This window comes from Anaerolineales bacterium (assembly GCA_022866145.1).
Lineage (GTDB): Bacteria > Chloroflexota > Anaerolineae > Anaerolineales > E44-bin32 > PFL42.
The window spans coordinates 1-23,151 of record JALHUE010000078.1 but is presented as its reverse complement, the minus strand read 5'-3'; the positions used below and the strand labels follow the sequence as shown (position 1 = coordinate 23,151).

At 66.4% G+C, this 23,151-nt stretch carries 23 protein-coding genes; 1 reads left to right on the top strand and 22 read right to left on the bottom strand.

Translation table 11 applies throughout. The annotated features are described in order from the left end of the window. Positions 1-8: 8 nt before the first annotated feature. Positions 9-608 (top strand): uracil-DNA glycosylase family protein, encoded by a 600-nt coding sequence (locus tag MUO23_02660; protein ID MCJ7511855.1) that lies wholly within the window; start codon positions 9-11, stop codon positions 606-608. Between the two features lie 69 nt (positions 609-677). Here MUO23_02660 and MUO23_02655 read toward each other — a convergent pair whose 3' ends face one another. The 22 genes from MUO23_02655 to mraZ all read right to left on the bottom strand — a co-directional run bounded on the left by MUO23_02655 (position 678) and on the right by mraZ (position 22,819). Beyond that, positions 678-1,328, bottom strand: a complete 651-nt coding sequence (locus MUO23_02655) for a deoxynucleoside kinase (protein MCJ7511854.1) — start codon at positions 1,326-1,328, stop codon at positions 678-680. A 13-nt stretch (positions 1,329-1,341) separates the two neighbouring features. Then, positions 1,342-1,692 (bottom strand): hypothetical protein, encoded by a 351-nt coding sequence (locus MUO23_02650; protein ID MCJ7511853.1) that lies wholly within the window; start codon positions 1,690-1,692, stop codon positions 1,342-1,344. A gap of 187 nt (positions 1,693-1,879) precedes the next feature. After that, positions 1,880-4,351, bottom strand: coding sequence for an adenosylcobalamin-dependent ribonucleoside-diphosphate reductase (locus MUO23_02645; protein MCJ7511852.1), 2,472 nt, complete (start codon positions 4,349-4,351; stop codon positions 1,880-1,882). Between the two features lie 65 nt (positions 4,352-4,416). Beyond that, a complete protein-coding gene (nrdR, locus tag MUO23_02640; GenBank protein ID MCJ7511851.1) occupies positions 4,417-4,866 on the bottom strand; it encodes a transcriptional regulator NrdR in 450 nt (149 codons plus the stop codon). A gap of 312 nt (positions 4,867-5,178) precedes the next feature. Next, complete coding sequence (ftsZ, locus tag MUO23_02635; GenBank protein ID MCJ7511850.1) at positions 5,179-6,291, bottom strand: cell division protein FtsZ; 1,113 nt, start codon at positions 6,289-6,291, stop codon at positions 5,179-5,181. Between the two features lie 62 nt (positions 6,292-6,353). Continuing rightward, positions 6,354-7,610: a cell division protein FtsA gene (gene ftsA / locus MUO23_02630; GenBank protein MCJ7511849.1), complete on the bottom strand. Its 1,257-nt coding sequence runs from the start codon at positions 7,608-7,610 to the stop codon at positions 6,354-6,356. 4 nt (positions 7,611-7,614) lie between these two features. Beyond that, the gene (locus tag MUO23_02625) at positions 7,615-8,520 is read right to left on the bottom strand and encodes an FtsQ-type POTRA domain-containing protein (GenBank protein ID MCJ7511848.1); all 906 of its coding nucleotides are present in this window, start codon (positions 8,518-8,520) and stop codon (positions 7,615-7,617) included. A gap of 1 nt (position 8,521) precedes the next feature. Beyond that, the gene (locus MUO23_02620; GenBank protein ID MCJ7511847.1) at positions 8,522-9,628 is read right to left on the bottom strand and encodes a D-alanine--D-alanine ligase; all 1,107 of its coding nucleotides are present in this window, start codon (positions 9,626-9,628) and stop codon (positions 8,522-8,524) included. Further along, positions 9,628-10,584, bottom strand: coding sequence for a UDP-N-acetylmuramate dehydrogenase (murB, locus tag MUO23_02615; GenBank protein MCJ7511846.1), 957 nt, complete (start codon positions 10,582-10,584; stop codon positions 9,628-9,630). The genes MUO23_02620 and murB overlap by 1 nt, the downstream gene beginning before the upstream one ends. After that, positions 10,584-10,760, bottom strand: a complete 177-nt coding sequence (locus tag MUO23_02610) for a hypothetical protein (GenBank protein MCJ7511845.1) — start codon at positions 10,758-10,760, stop codon at positions 10,584-10,586. Before MUO23_02610 ends, murB begins: the two co-directional genes overlap by 1 nt. Next, the gene (murC, locus tag MUO23_02605) at positions 10,747-12,078 is read right to left on the bottom strand and encodes a UDP-N-acetylmuramate--L-alanine ligase (GenBank protein MCJ7511844.1); all 1,332 of its coding nucleotides are present in this window, start codon (positions 12,076-12,078) and stop codon (positions 10,747-10,749) included. The genes MUO23_02610 and murC overlap by 14 nt, the downstream gene beginning before the upstream one ends. A gap of 38 nt (positions 12,079-12,116) precedes the next feature. Continuing rightward, positions 12,117-12,656 carry a hypothetical protein gene (locus MUO23_02600; protein ID MCJ7511843.1) on the bottom strand — a complete coding sequence of 180 codons (540 nt, stop codon included), beginning with the start codon at positions 12,654-12,656 and terminating at the stop codon, positions 12,117-12,119. After that, complete coding sequence (locus MUO23_02595) at positions 12,643-13,689, bottom strand: UDP-N-acetylglucosamine--N-acetylmuramyl-(pentapeptide) pyrophosphoryl-undecaprenol N-acetylglucosamine transferase (protein ID MCJ7511842.1); 1,047 nt, start codon at positions 13,687-13,689, stop codon at positions 12,643-12,645. The genes MUO23_02600 and MUO23_02595 overlap by 14 nt, the downstream gene beginning before the upstream one ends. Beyond that, positions 13,655-14,908 (bottom strand): putative lipid II flippase FtsW, encoded by a 1,254-nt coding sequence (locus tag MUO23_02590; protein MCJ7511841.1) that lies wholly within the window; start codon positions 14,906-14,908, stop codon positions 13,655-13,657. The genes MUO23_02595 and MUO23_02590 overlap by 35 nt, the downstream gene beginning before the upstream one ends. Further along, positions 14,908-16,293, bottom strand: coding sequence for a UDP-N-acetylmuramoyl-L-alanine--D-glutamate ligase (murD, locus tag MUO23_02585; protein MCJ7511840.1), 1,386 nt, complete (start codon positions 16,291-16,293; stop codon positions 14,908-14,910). The genes MUO23_02590 and murD overlap by 1 nt, the downstream gene beginning before the upstream one ends. A 10-nt stretch (positions 16,294-16,303) precedes the next feature. Further along, complete coding sequence (locus tag MUO23_02580; GenBank protein MCJ7511839.1) at positions 16,304-16,642, bottom strand: hypothetical protein; 339 nt, start codon at positions 16,640-16,642, stop codon at positions 16,304-16,306. A 1-nt stretch (position 16,643) separates the two neighbouring features. Beyond that, on the bottom strand, positions 16,644-17,639 hold the full coding sequence (gene mraY / locus MUO23_02575) for a phospho-N-acetylmuramoyl-pentapeptide-transferase (protein MCJ7511838.1): 996 nt from the start codon (positions 17,637-17,639) through the stop codon (positions 16,644-16,646). A 5-nt stretch (positions 17,640-17,644) separates the two neighbouring features. Further along, positions 17,645-19,066: a UDP-N-acetylmuramoyl-tripeptide--D-alanyl-D-alanine ligase gene (locus tag MUO23_02570; GenBank protein ID MCJ7511837.1), complete on the bottom strand. Its 1,422-nt coding sequence runs from the start codon at positions 19,064-19,066 to the stop codon at positions 17,645-17,647. Positions 19,067-19,076: 10 nt separating this feature from the next. Beyond that, positions 19,077-20,978: a penicillin-binding protein 2 gene (locus MUO23_02565; protein ID MCJ7511836.1), complete on the bottom strand. Its 1,902-nt coding sequence runs from the start codon at positions 20,976-20,978 to the stop codon at positions 19,077-19,079. Next, positions 20,948-21,394, bottom strand: a complete 447-nt coding sequence (locus MUO23_02560) for a hypothetical protein (protein MCJ7511835.1) — start codon at positions 21,392-21,394, stop codon at positions 20,948-20,950. Before MUO23_02560 ends, MUO23_02565 begins: the two co-directional genes overlap by 31 nt. A gap of 42 nt (positions 21,395-21,436) precedes the next feature. Further along, entirely contained in the window at positions 21,437-22,378 is a 942-nt protein-coding gene (gene rsmH / locus MUO23_02555; GenBank protein ID MCJ7511834.1) for a 16S rRNA (cytosine(1402)-N(4))-methyltransferase RsmH, read from the bottom strand. Between the two features lie 3 nt (positions 22,379-22,381). Then, the gene (mraZ, locus tag MUO23_02550; GenBank protein MCJ7511833.1) at positions 22,382-22,819 is read right to left on the bottom strand and encodes a division/cell wall cluster transcriptional repressor MraZ; all 438 of its coding nucleotides are present in this window, start codon (positions 22,817-22,819) and stop codon (positions 22,382-22,384) included. Positions 22,820-23,151: the final 332 nt, after the last annotated feature.

Genomic DNA, 23,151 nt, shown 5'->3' with positions numbered 1-23,151 from the left:
AGGCAGACGTGCGCAGGTTCGCACTTGGCTGCGTGCAGGCGCAGATGTCGGCCTGCCGGATGTGCATCCACTCCGGGTTCCCCGTAACCCCTCGAGCAGTCTTCTCCGGCCAGGTCGGGGCGCAGGTGATGATTGTCGGGCAGGCACCCGGCTCCACCGAGCAGGAAACCGGGCGGCCGTTCAACGCCGGCAGTGGCCGCCGGCTGTTCGCCTGGCTGGCTCAGGCCGGGCTGGAGGAACAGCCGTTCCGGGACCGGCATTACATGACGTCGATCACCAAGTGCTACCCGGGGCGGGCCGCTTCCGGATCAGGAGACCGGCCGCCAACGCCGGCCGAGCAGGCACTGTGCCGCCCGTTTCTGCTGACGGAGGTGGAGCTGCTCGACCCGCCAATCGTGCTGCCCGTCGGCCGTCTGGCGATTGCGGTCTTGCTCGGACCGGGTGCGGCGCTGCAGGCAGTGGTCGGACGGGAGTTCACAGCCAACGGGCGCTGGATCATCCCGCTGCCCCACCCCTCCGGCGCCAGCCGCTGGCATCAGAACGAGGCCAACCGAAGGAAGATCGCCGAGGCCATGCGCCTGCTGCGCCAGCGCCTGGCGAGACTCTGAGGCGGGGCCAGGCCGTGCCACAGAGGATGGAGAGTCTGGAAACCCGGGAGCGGGCTGGATGATCGAACACTAACTCTGCGAAGCCGGGAACTCGACGGTCTCCTTGCCAGCCAGGATCTCGTTCATTCGCCCGATCACAACCTCCAGGTGTCCGGACTTGTGGACGAAATCCAGGTCATCGGTGCGGATGGTGAGCACTGGGCACAACTCAAAGCTCGACATCCATTCCTGGTAGTAGCGGTCGAGCAGGCCGAGGTAGTCGGCCGTGATTCCCTGCTCGATGGCGCGTCCCCGGCTGCGGATCCGATTCAGGATGACCGGCACCGGCGCACGCAGGTAGATCAGCAGATCGGGCGCCGGCAGGCCGGCCACCACCAGGTCGTACACCCGCCGATAGGCGCCGTAGTCGCGCTCGGTGATGTTGCCCAGAGCCAGGCTCGCCCGCGAGAAGATCTCGGCGTCCTCGTAGATCGACCGGTCGACGATGGCGGACTGCGGCAGTGCCGCCAGCGCCCGGTGCTGCTCCGCCCGATGCCCTAGGAAGAACACCTGGAGATGAAATGCCCAGGAGCGCATGTCCTGATAGAAGTCCGCCAGATACGGGTTGTCGACCACCGACTCGTAGGCCGTTTGCCAGCCCAGCCTCTCCCCGAGCCGCTCGGTCAGGGAAGTCTTGCCGACGCCGATGTTCCCAGCGACAAGAACGAAGCGCTTGGCCACGCTTGCCGCCTCCCTAGGACATCCCGTCGAAGAAACCGCCGTTGGCGCCTTCGGTGACCGCCCTCAGTCGCGCCTGCAGCCTTTCCGACAGCTCCTGGGCTGCCTGCAGGCGGTCGAAGTGAGCGTCGGCCGAAACCTGCAAGCTATCGTGGATCCCCGCCAACTGGGAGATGGCGACGCGCTCGATGTACTCGGCCAGGGAATTCGGGCTGCGGAACTGGGAGAGCCTTTCCCGGTCCAGCATGGATTGCAGGTCAGTGAGATTGACCACAGCCCGGTCGAAAGACGTCCGATCGTCCTTGCCGTGACTAAGGAGTTCTGTCAGGCGTTCGATCGAATCCAGCGTCTCGCGAAATGTGATCATGGCTCTCTCCCCCTACCTGAGCGGCGAAGGGCGGCAGCCACCCAGTATACAATGCGACTGGCCGCGTCGTGGCGGACGCGGGCGAGGGGAGCTGGCGCCAGAATCACAATGACCCAGGAGCGGATGTTCCAACTATCGCTCTTGGGTCATCGGCATGGCGCTCAAGCCCTCCCGCCATCCGCGGCGGTCAGCACTCGCTGTAGCCGCACGAATAACACTTGCGGCAGCCTTCCTCATTAACGACCGCAGCCGCCCCGCACTCGGGGCACAGATCCCCGACCTGCATCGAGATCTGCGGCTGCGACGGATCGACTTCCATCAGCGGGGCTTCAGGCGTGGACCCGAGGTACTCGGCCAGCGCCCGCGCCAGCCCATCGGGCAGCGAGAGCACACGGTTCGGGCCGAATCCCATCGGCCGGCCGCCGCCAATCCCGGCCAGCTGGCGCACAACCTCCGCCAAGCGCTCACGCGGCGGCACAGGCGAGGCGACCCGCAAGATGTAGGAAGTCAGTCGGCCGATAGCCTCGGAGACTGCCGCGGTTTCGGAGCCGGCCTTGGCCGTTGTGATGAAGACCTCGAAGGGCTGCGATTCCCGATTCTGGTTGACCGTGACGAACGCCTTCCCGACGGGGGTGCTGATCTGATAGGTGCACCCCTCCAGGCGCTGGGGGCGCGGTTTCTTGCCCTCCATCCACATCGGCATCTGTGACAGCGCCAGCACCGGTTCCTTGGCCGAGGCCGTGGCCTTGGTCTCAAGCACGACCTTCTGCCGTGACCCCGTGACGTAGACCGTCAGACCCTTGCATCCCAGCTTCCAGGCCTGCGTGTAAGCAGAGGCGACATCCTCGGGAGTGGCGTCTTCGGGGAAGTTGCAGGTCTTGCTCAGGCTGTTGTCAACGAAGGCCTGGAGGGCGGCCTGAATCCGGACATGCTCCTCGCCGGAGGTGTCTTGGGACACGACAAACACCTCGCGCAGGCTCTCAGGCACCTCCGGGATGTCTTGACACGACCCCTTCTGCATGACCTTCTCAACGATCCCCGCCAGCGTGGCTTCGTCCATGCCGGACTCGATCGCCGCCTGCTCGAAGAGCGGGCTAGTGTAGGTCAGGCGCAGATCGGTGCCGCCGTCGTCGACATGCCGGTAGTACGCCAGGGCAAAGACCGGCTCGCAGCCATAGCCTTCGCAGCCGGCCACGGTAGCGATCGTTCCGGTGGGGGCGATCGTGGTTTGGGCGGCGTTGCGGATGCCGTGCTGACGGATCCCGGAGAGGGCAAGCTCCCAGTCAATCGCTGGGCGGGCGAAGTCGCCGGATTGAGGAAAGGCTGGCTGCGGCGGCGACCAACGCAAGTCCTGCGGATCGTAGATGCTGCCGCGGATGGCCGGAAACGCCCCCCTCTCCTGGGCAAGCTCGATGCTGGTGAGCATGGCATGATAGCGCACAAATTCCATGACCTGCCCGGCGAAATCCAAGGCCTCTTCGGAGCCGTAGCGCACGCCGACGTGGTACATCAGGTCGCCCAGCCCCATGATCCCCAGGCCGATGCGCCGTGCCCGCAGGGCGGCCTCCCGCAACTGGGGCACCGCAGGCACGTAAGCGTTGGCCGTGACGACGTCTTCCAGGAAGCGTGTGCTCAGGACTGTGGAGTGCCGTAACCGCTCCCAATCCACCCGGCCGCCTGGCGCCAGATGCTGCGCCAGGTTGATCGATCCCAGGCAACAGCTCTCATACGGACCCAGCCACTGCTCGCCGCACGGATTTGTGGCCTCCAGCGCATACAGATGGGGCAGCGGGTTGGCTCGATTGGCAGGATCCAGGAACAACACACCCGGCTCACCGTTGTGATGAGCGTGCTTGACGATCAGATCGAAGATCTCTCGGGCCCGCAGCCTCTCGATCACCTCTCCGGAGTGCGGCGCCACCAGATCGAAGTCGGTGTCCTCAGTGACTGCCTGCATGAAGTCGTCGGTCAGACCCACCGAGATGTTGAAGTTGGTGATCTGGTTCTCGTCGACCTTGCAGGTGATGAACTCGCGAATGTCGGGATGATCAACGCGCAGGACGGCCATGTTGGCGCCGCGCCGCGTTCCGCCTTGAGCGACCTCGCCAAATGCCTTGTCGTAGACCCGCAGGAACCCGACCGGTCCGGTTGCCTGGCCGGCAGAGGACTTCACCAGAGCGCCCTTGGGGCGCAGCCGGCTGAACGAGAACCCATTGCCTCCACCAGTTTGCTGGATCAAGGCTGCGTCACGCAGGGTCTGGAAGATGCCAGAGGAGTCCCGTCCCATGTCATCGGCGATCGGTAACACGAAGCACGCCGCCAACTGCCCCAGGGGCGTGCCGGCGCCGGTGAAGGTAGGCGAGTTGGGGAAGAACCGCTTCGAGGCCAGCAACTCGAAGAACTCGGAGGCGGAGCGCATCACGTCGCCGCTCCACTCCCGCTCGACTTCGGCGATGTGGTAAGCGACGCGCCAGAACATCCCCTCGACCGTTTCCAGCGGCTCGCCGTCGGGCCCCTTGCGGATGTAACGCTTGGTCAGCACCGTCCGGGCATTGTCACTCAGCTCGACCCGGCGTAGGCCCTCCGGCATTGACGGCCGCATCACGCTGGTCGCGGGCTGTGCCTGCACGCTGGTGTCGGGGTCAGCTCTATCGGTCATCCAACCACCTCCCACAGTAACGAAACACCGAGAGCCTGTCCGCTCCCGAACCCCAGCAGTTTGACTTAGCCTTCAAGCAGACGGTTGATTTCGTCGCGGATCGAGCGAAGATCATCCATCTTGAGATAGACAATGGCGTAGCGGATGTAGGCGATGTGGTCGAGTTCCTTCAGGCCGGCGATGACCATGTCGCCGATCACGCGCGAAGCGACTTCCGGCTTGCCCATGGTCTGCAAGGCCGACTCGATCTCGCCCACCATCCGATCGATATCCGCCGCCGAAACCGGTCGCTTGGCGCAGGAAATTCGTATGCCGCTTGCCAGCTTCTCGCGATTAAATTCCTCGCGAGTGCCATCCTGCTTGATTACCATTGGAGTTGCCAGCACCGCCCGTTCATGGGTGCTGAAGCGCTGGCCGCAGGCCTGGCACACCCGGCGCCTGCGCACCCCACCCCGCGACTCATGTGTGGTGTCGATGACGCGTGTGTTATCCGTCTGGCAGTATGGACAACGCATACCCACTCACCTTGCCTTGCGCTTGTCAGCGAACAAACGTTTGGCGCCAGATGTATGCCGGTCCTAGGTGTCTTTCCCGATATCTCCGGGGGAAGGGGCCAAATTCTAGCATGGGGGGAGTTTGGCTGGCAATCCCCCCGCTCGGCTTTCCTTCGGAACGGGGGTAGTACTTAGGTCCTGGGGACAGGCAAGGACCGACGGCGGGAGGAGGAGCCGCCATCGGTCTTCGCCCATCAGGCCACCTGCCCACCCTGGGACCCAGCCAGGGGGCAGATCGCCGGCGTTGGCATCGGCCCGCCAGGGCGGGCCAGCCTACCGGCGCCGCAGAAAGGCCGGGATATCCAGGTTGTTGACGTCAAAACTCGCCGGCTGGAAGTCCTCGATCGAAACCTCCTGGCCCGTGTGGGCTGCCGCCTGGGCCGCTTTGGCCTCGGTGCGGGTGCGGGACCGCCGGTCGAGGCGTGCCGTCGCCCCGGCTCGTTCGAAGCCGGTGGCGATGACCGTCACCCGCAGCTCATCGCCGATATTGGGATCGATGACTGCGCCGAAGATCAGGTTGACATCGGGGTGCGCCGTCTCTTTGATGATGGCCGCCGCCTGGTTGACCTCAAACAGGCTGAGGTTTGGCCCGCCCGTGACATTGAACAGGATCCCGCGGGCGCCGTCAATCCGGATGTCCAGCAGCTGGCTCGAGATGGCCTGCTCGGCGGCGATCCGGGCACGGTCCTCGCCGGAGGCCGATCCGACGGCCATCAGGGCGGCCCCGCCCTCGGCCATGATCGTCCGGACATCGGCGAAATCTAGGTTGATCAGACCGGGCACGGTGATCAGCTCGCTGATCCCCTGGATCCCCTGGCGCAGCACATCGTCGGCCATGCGGAACGCCTCCTGCAGGCTGGCGCGCTTGTCGGCGAGCTGCAGCAGGCGGTCGTTAGGGATCACGATCAGGGTGTCGACATGCTCTTTGAGTTTGCCGATCCCGTTCTCGGCCGACTGCGCCCGCTTCGCGCCTTCGAAGGTGAAGGGCCGGGTGACCACGCCGATCGTCAGCGCCCCCACTTCCTTGGCGATCTGGGCGATGATCGGCGCGGCGCCGGTGCCGGTGCCACCGCCTATGCCGGCGGTGATGAAGGCCATGTCGGTGCCCTTGAGAACCTCGTACAGGTCCTCCGCCGACTCCTCGGCCGCCTTCTGCCCGACCTCGGGAATGCCCCCGGCACCAAGGCCGCGCGTCAGCTTGTCCCCGATACGCACCCGCGTGGGAGCGTTGGAGAGCAGCAGCGCCTGGGCGTCGGTATTGATGGCCACGAACTCGATGCCGGCCAGGCCCTCCTGGATCATCCGGTTGACGGCGTTGTTTCCGCCCCCCCCGACCCCGATGACCTTGATCCGAGCAAATGATTCCGTCTGCGGTGCTGGTTGCATGGCTTGCCTCCTCCTCAGGTTCGTGCGCCACGGGCCTTCGACCCGGCCCGGGCGCGCCGGGACTAACCCGGCAGCAGTCGTCTGAAGAACTCCGCCGCCCGGTTCAGGTCAAAACTGGGCAGGGTGAATCTCCCGAAGCCTTTCCCATTCAGCGCCAGCTGCTCTTGCTGCAGCCGCGCCCAATGCAGCAGGCCGATCCCGGTCGCATACGTCGGTGAGCGCAGTTGATCGACCAGGCCCCGCAATTCGGCCGGCTGGGCGCAGCGGACCGGCAGCCCGAGCACTTCACCCGCCGCCTCGCGGATCCCCTTCAACAGGCTGGTGCCTCCGGTCAGCACCATGCCGGCAGGAAGCAGACCGTCATAGCCCGAGCGCTTGATCTCCTGCCGGACCAGGCCGAAGATCTCTTCGACGCGCGGCTCGATGATTGCCGCCAGCTCGGTGCAGCGCACCTCGATCGGCCGATCCTGACCAAAGGGCCGGACCGCAAAGGCGGCCTCCGCCGAGGCCGTTGAGAGACGGGCCTCGCCGTGGCGGCGCTTGACCGCCTCGGCGGTCTCCTGCGGCAGATGTAAGCCCTGGGAAATGTCGCCCGTCAGATGGTCGCCCCCCACCGGCAGGACGGCGGTGTGCCAGACGGCGCCTTCGATGAACACGGCCAGATCGCAGGTGCCCCCGCCGATATCGCACAGCACCACGCCCATCTCGCGCTCGGTCTCGGTCAGCGAAACCTCGGCCGAAGCCAGCGAAGAAAGCACCCAGCCGTCGACTGCGATCCCCGCCACCTCCAGCGCCTTCTCCAGATTGCGCAGGGCGGTGGCGCTAGCGGTCACGATGTGGGCTTCGACCTCAAGGCGGTAGCCGTGCATTCCGATCGCCGATCGAATGCCATCCTGGCCATCGACGATGAACCCGCGCGGAATGACGTGGATCAGCTGGCGGTTGAACGGCACGGCCACCGAGCGCGCCCCATCCAGCGCCCGGCCGACGTCGTCCGGGCCGATCACCCGCCCCGAGACGCCGGCCATCCCCTTCGAGTTCTGCGAGGCGATCTGCGCCCCGGAAACGCTGACCAGGGCGCCGGTAATCTCATAGCCAGAGGTTCGTTCCGCCTTGTCGCGGGCAGCTTCGATGGTCTTGGCCAACTCCTCGAGGTTGACCACGCCACCCTTGCGCATGCCCGCCGATGGAGCCACGCCCACACCGATCACCCGCAGGCCGCGTTCGCCATCCAGCTGGCCGACCAGCGCCGTCACCTTCGTCGTCCCGATATCCAGGCAGACGAAGATCGACTCTTCCGATCCGATGATGGTTGCCACGCGGCTACCTCGACTCCTCGTAGTACGGCGCGCCGAGATCCTCGACGCTTACCATTGCAGGTTGTATGCCCTGAGCCTGCAGGGCCTCGGCGATGCGTTCATGCAGGCGGTACTTCAGAACTAGGTCCCCATCGAGGCCGAAGTACGCCTTCCAGCCCCGGGAATCCTCGAAGCCCAGTCCCCGGTCCTGGTTGTAGATCAGCCCGACCTCGGCCGGCAGCTGGGCGCTGAGCACGCCCGCCGCCCGCAGGATCTCGGGGGCCACAACCGGCGCCAGCGGGTCGGGCGAGATGGTCAGCATTGGCTTGCGACTGGAGACCTTGATCAGGCCCGGCCACGAGCCATGCGCCAGATAGCCGATCCCTTCCGAGCTCACCCACCACACGCGCCCGGCGTCATTCCACTCGAGTATCGGGTGTCGTTCTTGGATGCCCACCACCACCCGGTTCGGCCACTTGACGGAGACTTCGGCTCGGGAGATCTCAGGCTGCAATTCCAGCCGCGCCCGAATGGCCTGCGGGTCCGCCAGGAAGATCGACCGGCGATCGACCCCGATCAGCGACCGGATCAGCTGGTCGGGAAGCATCAGCGTCTGGTTGACCTCGGCCTCGCCAACCATGAACTGGGGAGCACCTACCAGCCGCGACCCACCCAGGACAACCAACGCCAGCATCAGCGCCGACAGCAGGCGCGGGCCGGGGCGCACGACCGGGACCGAGGGCAGCTGCACACCGGCGCCCAGCCGATTGGGCACAGACACTTCGTAGCGCTTGCGCGCCCGGCGCTGGGCCGGGCGACGGCGCGGCTCCGGCAGGACGGCATCGGTGGCGAACGCCATACGGGCGCGCTGGGCCCGGACGCGGCGAGCGCGCGGTTTGCCTCCTCCCAAGACCCGGCTGGAGATCGACATGCTAGGCCTCGTAGCGGCGGATCAAGCGCCGCTTCTCCTCGTGCCGCTCAAGAGCGAGGGCGATCAGGCGATCCAGCAACACCGGGTATGGAACCCCGCTCGCCTCCCAAAGCTTCGGGTACATGCTGATGCTGGTGAACCCCGGAAGGGTGTTGACCTCATTCAGGTAGATGGCGTTCGTGCCGCGCTCAATCAGAAAATCGGCCCGGGCCATCCCGGCGCCGTCCACCGCCTTGAAAGCCTGCACCGCCAGGTGGCGGATCTCGTCGGCCAAGCCCTGCTCGAGCTCGGCCGGAATGACCAGGCGAGAGGTGTCATCCATGTACTTGGCGCGGTAGGAGTAGAACTCGTCTCCGGGGATCACCTCACCCGGGACGGAGGCATCGGGATCGTCGTTACCCAGCACGCTGACTTCGATCTCGCGCCCGTCGATTCCTTGCTCGATGAGAACCCGTCGGTCGTAACGGGCGGCGTCCATCAATCCTTCGACTAAGTCGCTCCGGCCGCGGCACTTGGTGATCCCTACCGAGGACCCCAGGTTGGCGGGCTTGGTGAACAGTGGATAGGGTCCCAAGGCCTCACAGGCAGCCAGCACAGCCTGGAGGTCGTCGGCGATCTGGGCTCCGGTCACAATCACCCCGTCGACAACCGGCACGCCGTGCGAGCGCATGACATCCTTAAAGATTCCCTTGTCCATGCCCACCGAGGAGGCCAGCACGCCGCCGCTGACGTACGGGATTTCCATCAGGTCCAACAAACCTTGCAGCGTTCCGTCCTCACCGAAGGTCCCGTGGATCAGCGGGAAGACCAGGTCCGACGGCTGGTGAATGCTCAGCGGCTTGCCCAGTTCCCAGTGATACAGGTTCCAGTTCCCGGGCTCAGCCACAAAGGCGACTGGAACCAGGCCTGCCATTTCCCGCCGCTCGAATCGCGCCAGGACGTCTTCGCCGGCGAACCAGCGTCCCTCATGAGTAACCCCCACAGGCAAGACATCGTACTTGTCAGCATCGAGTTGGGAGAGCACCGAGCGCGCCGAGCGCAAGGAGACCTCATGCTCTCCTGAGCGCCCGCCGAACAGGACCAGGATCCGCAGCTTCTTGGCTGCCATCAAACGCCCGCCTCTCCCTCAGACTGACTCCAGTCGCCGAAACGCTCGATCTCGAGCTCCAGCTCGATGCCGAACTTCCGCGCCACCTCGCTCCGGGCGAGCTGGATCAAGTCCCAGACCTCCGCCGCCGAGGCCCCGCCCTGATTGACGAAGAAGTTGGCGTGGACTGGGCTGATCTGCGCCCCGCCTCGCTGCACCCCTTTCAGCCCCGCCGCCTCGATCAGCCGGCCGGCATGATCGCCCGGCGGGTTCTTGAACATCGATCCCCAGCTGGGGCCGGCAGCCTGCGTCCGCTTTCGCTGCTCCACGTACCCCGCCAGGCGCCTCCGGCAGGCCTGGCGATCCCCGGTCTGGAGGCGGACGGAAGCCGAGAGCACAACAGCCCGGCCGGGATGATCCTTCAGCCAGGAACCACGATAGCGATAGGCCAGCCGCTCGGCCGGCCAGGACTCGGCGCTGCGCGCGGGTTGCAAGATCTCGGCCGCCTCCAGGCTCCCGGCAATATCCCCGCCGAAAGCTCCGGCGTTCCCGACCACCGCCCCTCCCACGGTTCCCGGAACGGTGCCAGCCCACTCGAGGCCGGACAGACCGCGCTCGACGGCCCGGCGAGCGACGCTTCCCAAACCGGCGCCCGACTCGGCCCAGACGGCCGGCCCGCTCGGCCGGTCGAGGAAGCGAACCTCAGCTGCCTTGTTCAAGACCACCACCTCGCGCACCCCGGCATCGGAGACCAGGACATTCGACCCGCCCCCCAGGACACGGAAGGCGATCGCCTGGGCCCACAACCATGCAGCCGCGCCTCCCAGCTTCTCGGACGACCGGACCGTGAGCAACACGTCGGCCCGACCCCCTACCCTGGCCGCGGCGTAGCGCCGGAGCGAGGCCTGGCGTTCGACCTGGCCGAAGTCCTCGGCCTTCAGGGCGCGGGCGATCGTCTCGGCGTCCCATGGGGGCATTACAGCCGACGCACCCTCTCGATCAACTTGGACAGCACCTGCCGATCCGGCGGCCCGTCCAACTCGAGCGCGGCCACGGTCGCCTGCCCCGCGGCAGACGCCTTCTTGGCCGCCAGGCGCAACTTGAACTCCATGCGTCGGTCGGTCTCGAACAATCGGCGGTTATCCTTCGGCATATTGGCCTCCTTCCCTCTGGCGCAGCGCCTCCAACAACATCTTCCCAATCACATTGCCGTCCCCCGCACTCAAGGTGACGACGACGCTGTTCGACTTGACTTCGGCGATCAAGGCGCGAGCGCTCTCCTCGAGCGCTCCGCTGTAACGGCAATCCGGATGGCGGATACTCTCGGCCAGGCTGGGGCCGGTCGTGACCCCGTCTGGCTGCTCGCGGGCGGGAAAGATGTCGGTGATTCGCACATGATCCGCCAGGCTGAAGCAGGCCGCGAAGTCGGCTAGCAACGCCCGCACCCTTGAATAGGTGTGCGGCTGGAAGACCGCCCACAGGCTGCGCTCGGGGTAGCGTTGGCGCAGGCCGGAGAGGGTCGCCCGGATCTCCGACGGATGGTGGGCGTAGTCATCCACCACAACCACCCCGCCCTCCTGTCCGATGACTTCGCTGCGCCGGCTGGCGCCCCGGTAGCCGGTCAGGGCCTGGCGCGCCATGGCGAAGGGCACCCCCAGGTCATCGGCGACCGCCAGCGCGGCCAGGGTGTTGCGCACGTTGTGGTCTCCGGGCAGGCGGGTTCGCACCAAGCCGACGACCTCAGACCCGCGAAGCACGAGGAAGTCACTGCCTCCGACGCCGTTGGGGCGGATCTCCTCGGCATGCCAATCGGCCTCAGGCGAAAGCCCGTAGCTGACCCGCCGGGCCGAGCTCTCCAGCGCCAGGGCTGCCGGGTCATCCGCACATACGATCAGGGTCCGCTCGACCTGAGCCGCGAATTCCTGGAAGGCGGCCCGGAAGGACTCGGGGGTGGGGAAGCAGTCCGGATGATCATGCTCGACGCTGGTCACGACGGCTACATCGGGATGAAGGCCGAGGAAGGCGCGGTCATATTCATCGGCCTCGATGACGAAGGCCTTCCCCGATCCCGCATGGGCGTTGCTTCCGAAATCCAGCAGCACGCCGCCGACGATGAAGCTGGGATCCAGTCCGGCTTCGGACAGAATCCAGGCGATCAGGCCGGTGGTGGTGGTCTTGCCATGCGTCCCGGCGGCGGCGATCACCTGGTACGGGGCCGTCAGCTCGGCCAGGAAGCGCTCGCGGCGCATGACTGGCAGGCCGGCCTCGAGGGCGGCGGCCAGCTCGGGGTTTCCGGCCGGGATCGCCGATGACACGAGCAGCACGTCGGCGCCGGCGATGTTCTCAGCCCGATGGCCGTAGGCGATTGGCACGCCCAGGGCTTCCAGTCCCTGGGAATACACCGAGACGGTCTGATCCGATCCGGTCACGCTCTCCCCTTGTTCTGCCAGTATCCGGGCGATGGCCGACATGCCCGCTCCGCCAATCCCCACCAAATGAAACCTGCGCTTCATACGAACACGACGATGATCAGGATCGAAATGGCAGCTGCGGCGAAATACACATACGGAATAGTCAACAGCGCCGGCGGCATGTAGGCCATCATTGCCTGTAGCTGAGCCGCCAATTCGCTCCCCTCGGCGGGCGGCGTGACCAGCTCTGTGGGATAGCCTGTCACGTGTAGGTAGTACAGCAGGGATCCCGCCAGCAGGTAGCCGTTGAGAACCCCGATCACCAGCCCGAGCAGAATGCCCTCGATGCGTTCGCGAGCCAGCTTGCCTTGTAGCGCCGTCAGGCGGGGCGACTGATAGCCGGCAAACGCCAGCACCAGCACCGGCAACGCCAGAAGCGTCAGCTGGGTGGCGGGCGATTCGCCGGCCAGCAAGTTCTGGTAGAAGGTGACATAGTGACTCAGGATGGCGTTGAGGAATAGCGCCAACACCAGGGCACTCGTGACCAGCACTTCCTTCGACCAGCCGCGCATGGCCCCGATCACCGCGAACAGAACCACAAACACCCAGAACAGCACCAGCAGGCTAACCACGGGCACCGTCCTCCGCCAGCAGGTGTTTGACTTCGGCGGCGATCTCAGCCGCCGCCTGAGGACGGGCCAGCTGGCGCATGGATCGGCGCATGCGTTCGAGCCGCTCCGGGTCGCTCAGCAGATCGCCCACGACGGGAAGCATGCGGCTCGCCAGGTCGGCGTCATCGATTCGAATGGCGCCGCCTCTCGCCGCCAGGTACTCGGCATTCACCTTCTGGTAGCGCCAGGCATGGGGATACGGAACCAGCACTCCGGGCAGGCCGAAGAGCGGCAGCTCACCCAGCGTGGCAGCCCCGGCGCGGGCCACCGCCAGATCGGCCGCCGCCAGTGCCAGTGCCATCTCATCGTGCAAGTAGGCGAAGGCGTGGTACCGCGACCCCAGCTCGGCCCCCAGCTGGCGCTGTTGGGCTTCGGTTCGCGGCCAGTCGAGCGAGCCGGTGATGTGCACTACTTGGGAGATTCTGAGCATCTCGGAGAGGCATCCCCATAGCGCCTCATTCAACGAAAGGGCGCCCTTGCTGCCGCCAAACACCAACAGCGTAGGAATTGCCGGGTCGAGGCCGAAGTGCCGCTTGGCCTGGTCGCGGTCCACCCCCCGCAGGTCCGGCCGGGTGGGATAGCCCGTCACTCGTGCCCGGCTCCGGCGAGGAAGCCGGGGAAGGCTCTCGTCAGCCGTCACGGCCAGGCGATCGGCGAGGCGGGCCATCAGCTTCAGCGCCTGGCCTGGTTCAATGTCCGGGACATACACCAGCTTCGGGACCCGCCGCGCGGCCAGTGCCACAGGCACACCGACATACCCGCCGGTCAGCAGCAGCGCCTGCGGCCGGTACTCCGCCAACACGCGCCGCGCCGCGGCGACACCCCGGGCGAGCTGCAGCAGGTTACCGGGCAGCGCCCGCCAGCCCACGCCATGCACGCCCGCTGCCGGGACGCTCACAAAGCGCACGCCGGCGCGCTCGACCAGGGAAGCCTCCATGCCTCCCTCGGATCCCACCCAGAGCACGTCAACGCTCCGATCGAGTTCGGCGATTATGGCCAAGGCGGGATACACGCCTCCGCCGGTTCCGCCAGCCGATACCAACAGGCGAGACATACGTCTTCGCTTGAACCTCCACGCTCTTCCTGCGAGCGGCGTTTAAGAGAAAGCCGGTGCCGGTCAGGGTGACGACCAGGCTCGATCCTCCGTAGCTGAAGAAGGGGAGCGCATTGCCGGCGAACGGCAACAGGCCAAGCAGCACCGACATGTTGACCAGGGCCTCAACCGCGATCCACACGGTGACGCCGCTCACCAGCAGCATCGTCAGACGATCCGGAGCGTCCATGGCGACTTTGAAGCCGCGCCACAGAAACAACCAGAACAGGACGAGCACGAACAAAGCCCCGATCAGACCGAGTTCTTCGCCGATGACGGCGTAGATGCTGTCCGTATGGGGCGCGGGCAACAGCCCGAACTTCTCCCGGCTCGCCCCCAGGCCGCGCCCGAGAATGCCCCCCGCATAGAAGGCCTGCAGCGCGTGTTGGACATGGTAGGACGCCTGCTCGATGTCGATCAATCCCGACATATAGTCCGCCCAGCGTACTCGACCGGTGTTGGTGATTCGCACCAGCAGGTAGCCGACAAACGCCCCGCCTACCGAAATGAACAATGCCTGCGAGATCCGGGCGCCCGCCAGAAAGAACATCACCAGGGCGACAATGGCGACGGTCAGGACCGCGCTCAGATCCGGCTGCAGCAGGATCAGGCTGTCGACCACCGCCACCAGCATCAGCAGAGGGATGAATCCGTAACCCCATTCGGAGAGCCGGTTCCCCTTCGACTCCATCCACACCGCCAGATAGATGATCACCGCCAGCTTGGCCATCTCGGAGGGCTGGATCGAGCCCCCGAGGATGGCCCGGCGCGGGCCGTCGCCGGAGTTGACCAGCAGAACCAGCAGCAGGGCCAGCATGCTGACGCCCAGGATCGGCACCGCCAGCCAGCGCAGCCAACGGATCGGCATCCAGGCCGTCAGGGCCATAGCCAGCAGGCCGATGGCCAGATTCCCCAGCTGCCGGCGGAACAGGGCACTGGCGTCCCCGTGAAGCCGGAAGGAAACATCCCAACTAGCCGAGTACACCATCACCAGCCCGAAGGCGATCATGACGAACACCAGGGCCAGCATCCACAGATCCATGCCCAGCAGCCGGCCGCGTCCGGCGCCGGGAGGCCTGGACGACCGGGTGGACGGGGCGGGCTTGACTCGGGTTGCGGCCTGCATCACAGCGCCTGCACCAGGGACCGGAAGGCCCCTCCCCGAGCTTCGAAGTCCGGGAACTCGTCGAAGGATGTCCCTCCCGGCGAGAGAAGGACAACATCCCCCGCTTCGGCCCGTCGGGCGGCGGCCTGCACCGCTTGGGCCAGCGTCTGGCAGCGGTCGATGCTCTCCGGCCGAGGCGTGGCCTGGCGAGCCATGGCGGCCTGCACCGCCCGCCCCACCTTGTCGGCCGCCTCTCCAAACAGCACCAGGTGGTCAACGCGCTGGCTGACCACGTCGGCGAACGAGTCCCAGGGCAGATCCTTGTCGCGCCCGCCGGCCAGCAGCACGATCGGCTCGTCAAAGGCGCGAATCGCGGCCATGGCCCGCTCGGGCGCGGTGCCGATGGAGTCGTTGTACCAGTCCGCGCCGCCCAGGCGGCGGACGAATTCCAGCCGGTGCGGCACGCCTTCGAACGCGCGCACGGCGGCCGCCATCGCCTCGGCCGACAACTCCGCCGCTGCCGCCACGGCGCAAGCCGCGAGGACATTCAGCAGGTTGTGCTCACCGCGCAGCCGAATATCGCTGAGCGGCAACAGCCGGAGCAGGCGCCCGTGCCGCCGCAGGCAAACTCCGCCGTCGGCGACAAAGGTGCCGTCTAGTTCATGGTCATCACGGCCGAAAGCGATCAGTTCACCGCGTACCCGGTCCCGCAAAGCCCATGAGCCTAAGTCCTCTCGACACAGCACGGCCGTGCCGGATGCCTCCTGGTGCCCGAGCAGCCGCGCCTTGGCCTCGGTGTAGGCCTGCATCGTATGGTGCCGATCCAGGTGGTTAGGTGTGACGTTGAGGACGGCGGCCACATGCACGCTGGCCGTCATCAGTTCCAACTGGAAGGAGGAGAGCTCCTGCACCACCCAGTCGTTCGGCTGGATTTCCGGCAGGACTGCCAGGAGAGGCCGGCCGATGTTGCCGCCGACCCATGCCCTGGCGCCACTCCCGGCCAGGTGGTGCTCGGCCATCCGCCCGACCAGCGCCGTGGTGGTTGTCTTGCCTGCCGAGCCCGTGATGCCGATGGTCCGGGCCGGGCAGGCGTCCAAGAACACCTGGGCATCGTTGGTCAGGCCGACGCCAGCGGCCCGGGCCTGCTGTGCCAGCGGCAGATCGGCGGGAACCCCGCCGGATAGGCACAACAGGTCGGCTCCCGCCAGCAGCCCGGGCGGATGGCCTCCCAGCACGAACTCGATCGGCAGCCCGGCCAGCTCTTCGCACGCCGGGCGAAGATCGTCCAGCGGTTTGAGATCGCTGGCGACCACCTGAGCCCCGTGCTCAGAGAAAAACCGAGCGGCGGCTTTGCCCTGACGGGCCAGACCGAGCACCACTACCCGCAGCCCCTTCCAGTCGCGCACCCAGCCTCCATCAGGCAGCAGGCTCGTCGGCGAACAGCGGCAGACGGAGTTCGCCCACGACCCTGGCCTTCGATCGCTTCGAGCTGCGGCGACCCGGCCGGGGGACTTCGGCGGGCTTGGGGGCAGCCTCCTCGTCCACACCGATCCACAGATGGCCGGGAAGCACCATGCGCGCCTGGCGCAGCTCCACGCCGGCGAACACGCCTTCCTTGATGTCGCACGACTCGGGATTCACCAGGCACAGGTTCGGGCTGCGGCCGAACTTCTCGCGGTAGAAGCTTCCTGCCCGCTCGACTTTTTCCGGCAGGGTCCGATTGCTGTCGTCAAACCAGAGCATTCCGACGCGCATCTCACTCTCCTCGGAGCAAGGCCAGGGCAACGCCGACCATGACCGCCAGCAGGTTGACGAGCCAGAATCGCTGCACCACCTGGGTTTCGCTCCATCCAATGAGTTCGAAGTGATGCTGCAAAGGCGCCATCTTGAACAGGCGACGCCCCTTGGTGAGCTTGAAGTAGCCGATCTGCAGGATGACGCTCAGGGTGACGCTGACCGGGATGATGGCGATGACCGGAAGCAGGATGGCGCGGCCGGTCATCAACGCCACTACGGCCAGCGTGGCGCCGAGCGAGAGCGATCCGGTGTCCCCCATGAAGAGCTCGGCGGGGTGGACGTTGTACCAGAGGAAGGCGAACACCGCCCCCACCAGGGTGAAGCAGAAGCGCATCAGGAATACCTGCCCCAGCAGCATGGCGATGACCCCGTAGGCAGCGAACGCCGTGGCGGCGATTAATCCGGCCAACCCATCGAGTCCGTCCGTCAGGTTCACAGCATTCGTCCCGGAGACGATGATGAACACGGCGAACGGGATGTACCAAAACCCCAGGTCGATCTCGGCCGGGTAGTTGGGGATGAACAGGTCCGGGGCCCGCAGGCCGTACTTGAGCGCCACGGCAGCTATCAAGGCGATCACGATCTGCCAAAAGAACTTCATGCGCGCTGACATGCCCATTCCGCGCCGCTGCCCGCGCACGCCTTCCCAGTCATCGATCGCCCCAAGCACGCCAAAGGCAACCATCACCATCAGCGGCAGCAGCACGGCCCGCCCGAGCACGTCCAGGTCGCTGACGATCGACACCAGGTTGAGCACGACAGTGATCATCAGGACCGGGATGATGAACATCCACCCCCCCATCGTCGGGGTGCCCAGCTTGGTGATGTGGCGTTGGGGACCTTCGATCCGGATCTGCTTGCCGATCTTCAGCATGCGCATGATGCGGATCATCGGCCCGCCCCAGATCACCGTCAGCAGAAAGGTGATGCCGCCCAGGGACAGGGCCACCGCCATCTCGCTCACGACAGGCTCTCCAGTCCGGCAACGATCAGGTCCAGATGCATCCCGCGTGACCCCTTGACCAGGATCACATCGCCATCGCCGATTCGAGGCAGCAGGTAGTCGACCGCAGCCTGGCTGCTTTCGAGCTGGACAATCCGAGAGCGGGACAGGCCGGATCGACCGGCTTCGTCGGCGATCCAGCGAGCGCGTTCGCCGACGGTCACCAGTTCATCCACGACGCCGGCAGCCCGCATCCCCACGATCCGGTGCCCCTCCTCTTCGTACTCGCCCAGCTCCAGCATGTCGCCGAGCACGGCGGTGTGCCGGCCTTCGAGGTCGCCCAGAAGATTGAGGGCGGCGATCACCGAAGGCGGAGCGGCGTTGTAGGTGTCGTCGATGATCAGCGAGCCGCGCGGCCCCTGCACCGCGACCAGCCGCAGCTGGCTCTGGGTGGCCTGCAGGCCGTGCACGATCTCGTCCCAGCGCAGGCCCTCGGTCAGCCCGACGGCGGCCGCCCGCAGCGCCGTATGCACCGAATGCCGGCCCAGCAGGGGCACCCGTATGTGGATGTGATCTCCCCTGTAATGGAGCGTGAAGCGGACTCCCTCCAAGCCCAGGCTCTCGACCTCGTCCGCCCACAGGTCGGCCTCGGGGGAGAGGCCGTAGAACATGACCTCGGCCGGGGTGCGAGCGGCCATCGGCCGCACCAGCGGGTCATCGAAGTTGAGGATCGCCGCACTGCCGGGCCCTGCCGGCAAGCTCTCGACGAGCTCTGCCTTGCCGTCGATGATGGCCTGCAGGTTCCCAGCCCGCTCAAGGTGTACCTGGCTGATATTGGTGATCACCCCGACGGCCGGCCGGGCCAGCTCGCACAGCAGGGCGATTTCCCCCGGAACGTAGAAGCCCATCTCAAGCACGGCTCGCTCATGGGCCTCGCTCAAGCGCAGAAGGCTCAGCGGCAGGCCGATCTCGTTGTTCTGATTGCCAGGGTTCTTCAGTGTCCGGAAGCGCTCGTCTAGGATGTCTGCAATCAGTTCCTTGGTGGTCGACTTGCCCACGCTTCCCGTCACTCCGATCACCCGGGTGGGCAGTCGTGAGCGCCAGTGGGCTGCCGCCGCCTGCAGCGCCAGCAGGCTGCTGTCGACCCGCAGGCAAAGCGGGAGGCCAATCTCGGATGGGAGGGTCGGTGCCGCCCCGCCCCGCAGATCAAGCACATCGAAGGCGCCGGGCAGGTCCTTCTCTATCACGGCCACGATCGCCCCGCGCTCGAAGGCACCCGTCACGTAGTTGTGTCCGTCGGCATGTTCTCCAGGGAGTGCCACGAACAGCGATCCGGGGATCACCAGCCGCGAGTCCACCGCCGCATCGGTGATGACCTGCCCCACCTCCGGGAAAGCCCGGCCCGTCAGAGCTTCGAGCACGATTCCGAGCGTCAACATCGGCCCACCGCTACCCGCCTCCGGCGATCGGCATCACCGCCGGATCGGGTGGGAGGTTGAGCAGAACAACCACGCGTTCGGCCAGCTCCTGGAAGACAGGCGCAGCCACGACGGAGCCCCAAGGCGAGCTCACCGGCTTGTCCAGCCGGACCAGGATCATGAAGCGCGGATTGGGCAGCGGGCCCCAGCCGATGAAGGAAGCAATGGTCCAGCGGGGATCGTAGCCGTATTCCCTTGCGATTTGCGCCGTGCCGGTCTTGCCGGCGATGCGGTAGCCCGGCAGGCTGGCGTGGCTGGTTTCGCCCTCTAGCGAAATCGCGAGCATCTCGGTCAGCAGGCGCGCCGTATCGGTGGAAATCGGCTGTCCGAGCACGGTGGTCTTGGGGGCGAACACCCCCTGAGGGCCAACGACCTGGCGCACGATATGCGGCTGCACCATGAATCCGTCGTTGGCGATGGCGCTGACCGCCGCCAACAGCTGGATCGCCGACAGGGATACCCCCTGGCCAAAGGAGTTGGTCCCCAGATCCGACTCGGTCCACTGGGGATCGCGGGGCGTGCGCAGCTTGCCAGGGATTTCCCCGGCCAGGTCGGTTCCCGTGATCTGCCCGATGCCGAAGGCGGTCATGTAGTCGTAGAACAACGAAGCCCCAAGCTCACGGGCTGCCACGTGGGCCAGGCAGACATTGAGCGAGTAGCGCAGGCAGCCGATCATGTCGACCGGCCCATAGCCGCGACCGTCCCAGTTGCGGATCGTGTGCCCGCCAACCTCGATCTCTCCGGTGTCGACGAACTGCTCGAGCGGGGTCACGACCCCAGCATCCAGGGCGGCGGCCATCGTCAGCACCTTGAAGGTCGAGCCGGGCTCGAACTGGCCTGCGACACCGGGGGTGATCACCGGCTCCTCGTCGTCCTGCTTGGCGTCGTCCTGCCCTTCCGCGGCCTGATCCTTTTCTTTGTCAGTCTTTTCGGCCTGGTTCCCGGGGCCCTCGCCGCCAGGCAGCCACGCATCGTAGTCATTGGGATTGAGAGCCGGCCAGGCCGCCATCGCCAGGATCTCGCCGTTGCGTGGATCCATGACGATGACCTGTCCGGACTCGGCCTCGCTGTCGTCGATGGCCTCTTCCAGAGCGATCTCGGCGGCCTGCTGGATCCCGGAGTCGATCGTCAGCACGAGATTGACCCCGGCCGGCGGGTCGGGCGCAACCCGGGCTTCGGGCGGGATGATCGGCCGCTCAATCGTCAGCGGCCGGCCCGCCAGCCATTCGTCGTAGTAGCCCTCGACGCCAAAAAACCCCTTGCCTTCCTGGTTGACGAAGCCTAGAAGGTGACCCGCCAGAGTGCCCGCCGGGTACACCCGCCGGGGCGCCGGCACCAAGTCCAAGCCAGAGAGGTCCGGCCCGAGCGGGTCGTCCAGCAGAGCGAACACGATCTCCGCATCTTCCTTCTCGACACTGATCGGCCAGGTCTTTCCCTTGTCGTCCCTCTGGGTCAGCCGCGTGCGGTACTGGCCGAGCGAGATCCAATCGGTTTCGAGCTGAGCCTGGAGGTCGTCGAATGGCAGGCCCAGCAGCTCGGACAGGACGCTGGCGATGTCGCTGCGGCTCTGCGAAGTGAGCTGCCGGACCTCGATCTCGGCAATGTAACGGCTGGCGTTGGTGGCCAGGAGGTTGCCGTTGCGGTCGTAGATATTCCCCCGGGCAGGGACCAGGCGCTCCAGCCGGCCGGCGGAATTCTCAGCCCAGTCGGCGAAGACCGGCGCGTACGGGCCAAACTGGACCCGGACCAGTTGAACGAGCAGCCCGAGGGCAAGCAGGCTGACGCCCACCATCATCGAGATGATGCGCGGCCGTGAGAGACGGATGGGCTGGACCGCCTCACCTAATCCGGCGTCAGCCAGCGGGTCATCCATTCACCCAGAGTCTCCGTGTAGGCCGGCGAAAGCCGGGTGGCGCCCTCCAGCCGCGTGGTCGGCGGCCGGGGGGCGACGAAGGCCGGCGGCGGGACGTAACCTTCGACCTGCAGGTAGAAGATCTCGTAGGGATCGGCCGGCTTGTAGCCCAGCGCCGCGGCTCGCTTCAGCATGCGGGCGGGATTTGTCATCTCGGCATACTCGGCCGTGAGTTCGGCATTCGCTCGCTGCAGGTCCTCGCCGCGTTCCTGCAGGACGAGCACCTGCCGCCCGGCGTCCGCCAAGCGGGCGTTGACGGCCAGGTACAACCCGGCCACCACCAGCAAGACAACGGTCACCTGGATGGTCCGCCCAGTCACCCGCAGCTGCAGGCGCCAAGGGGTCTGGCGGAAGGCTTGTTTCTTGCGCGCAGTCACATGCGTCCTTTCGCCCGGGGCACGTCTCTTGCCATGCAAGGTTCATGCCGCCCCCGGCCGCTCCGCGCTCCGTAGGCGAGCGCTGCGGGACCGGGGATTGTTGGCGATTTCCTCGGCGGCCGGCTTGACCGCCCTGCGGCTCACCGGCCTCAGCCGTGCGACGTGCCCACAAGTGCACACGGGCAGATCGGGAGGGCACAGGCAATCCAGGCTTTCTCGGCGGATGAAGCCCTTCACGATCCGGTCTTCCAGGGAATGGAAGGAGATCACCACCAACCGCCCACCCGGGGCGAGCAGATCGACGGCCTGAGGCAGGGCTTGCTCCAAGGCCTGCAGCTCCTGGTTCACCGCGATCCGTAATGCCTGGAAGGTGCGGGTGGCGGGGTGCAGGCCAGGGCGCCGGGTCCGGACTGCTGCGGCGATCACATTGGCGAGCTCCAAGGTGGAATGAATCGGCCGTCGGGCGACGATCGCCCTCGCCACTCGACCGGCCAACGGCTCCTCGCCGTAGCGCCCGATCACCTCCGCCAACGCCTCCTCCTCCCAGGTGTTGATCAGTTCATCGGCCGAGGTCGGCTGCTCGGGGTCGAACCGCATATCCAGCGGCCCGTCCGCCCGAAAGCTGAAGCCGCGCCCCGGGTCGTCGACTTGCATGGAGGACACCCCGAGGTCGAGCACAACGCCATCGACCTGGCCCCACCCGATAGCTACCGCGTGGTGGCGCAGATCGGCAAAGGAGCCACGCCGCAGGTGAGCCCGTCCTGCGAACCGGGTCAGGCGGCGCCCGGCCTCAGCCAGGGCGCCTGGATCCCGATCCAGCCCCAACAACTCGCCATCGGGGGCGCTGGCTTCGAGAATTCCGGCGGCATGTCCGCCCGCCCCTAGGGTCCCGTCGATATGACGGCTGCCCGCGGTCACGTGCAGCGCGGAGAGCACATCCCTGTAAAGGACCGGGATATGCGGTGGCGAACTGACCGACGCCATCGCCTACCCGGCAGACAAGTCGAAGGCCGCGAACCGGCGGGAGTTGGACTCGGCGTTGGTCACCGAGGCCAACTCCGTCAGCCAGGCTTGGGTGCTCCAGATTTCGAAGTATTCGCCTACACCGACGACGGTCACCTCGTCTTGCAGCTGCGCGAAGTCGCGCAGGAAGGGCGGGATCAGGATGCGGCCGACGGAATCCAGAGCGACCTCGGTCGCGCCGCCAAAAATCATGCGTCGGACGGCGCGGGCCTCGGGGTCGGTCGTCGAGAGCATGTTGGCGCGCTTCGCCAGCCGCTCAAAACTGTCCGTGGTATAAACCATCAAGTTGCGTTCGAATCCCTGAGTGATGTACGCGCCGGCCGCCAGGCCAGCGCGAAAGCGCACCGGCACCGTGAGGCGGCCTTTGGCATCCGCACTGTGGCTAAACTGGCCTAGAAACATGCCTGACCCTCAAACCGCTGTGGGCAAGGGGCTGGCTATCCGCACTTCCCCACTTCGCCCCACTTCTCCCCACAATCTGCCACAGTATATAACAAGTTTTCGCAAGTGTGCAACACCGCAGGCCGCCAGTCTTGCCAGTACCGATTTCCCACCCCTCGAGCCCTATTCGGCCCGGCGGCGGGTAGCCATCCGCCACAAGCGGCCGCTCCCGCCCACATGGGCCGCCCCAACCAAGCTCCCCCCGCAGATCTGGGTGCAGGGGTTGCGGCCAGCGGCTGCCCCCCAATCCCACCGCCGCCTCAGGCCGAGAGGGACCGGACAGGGCGGACCCG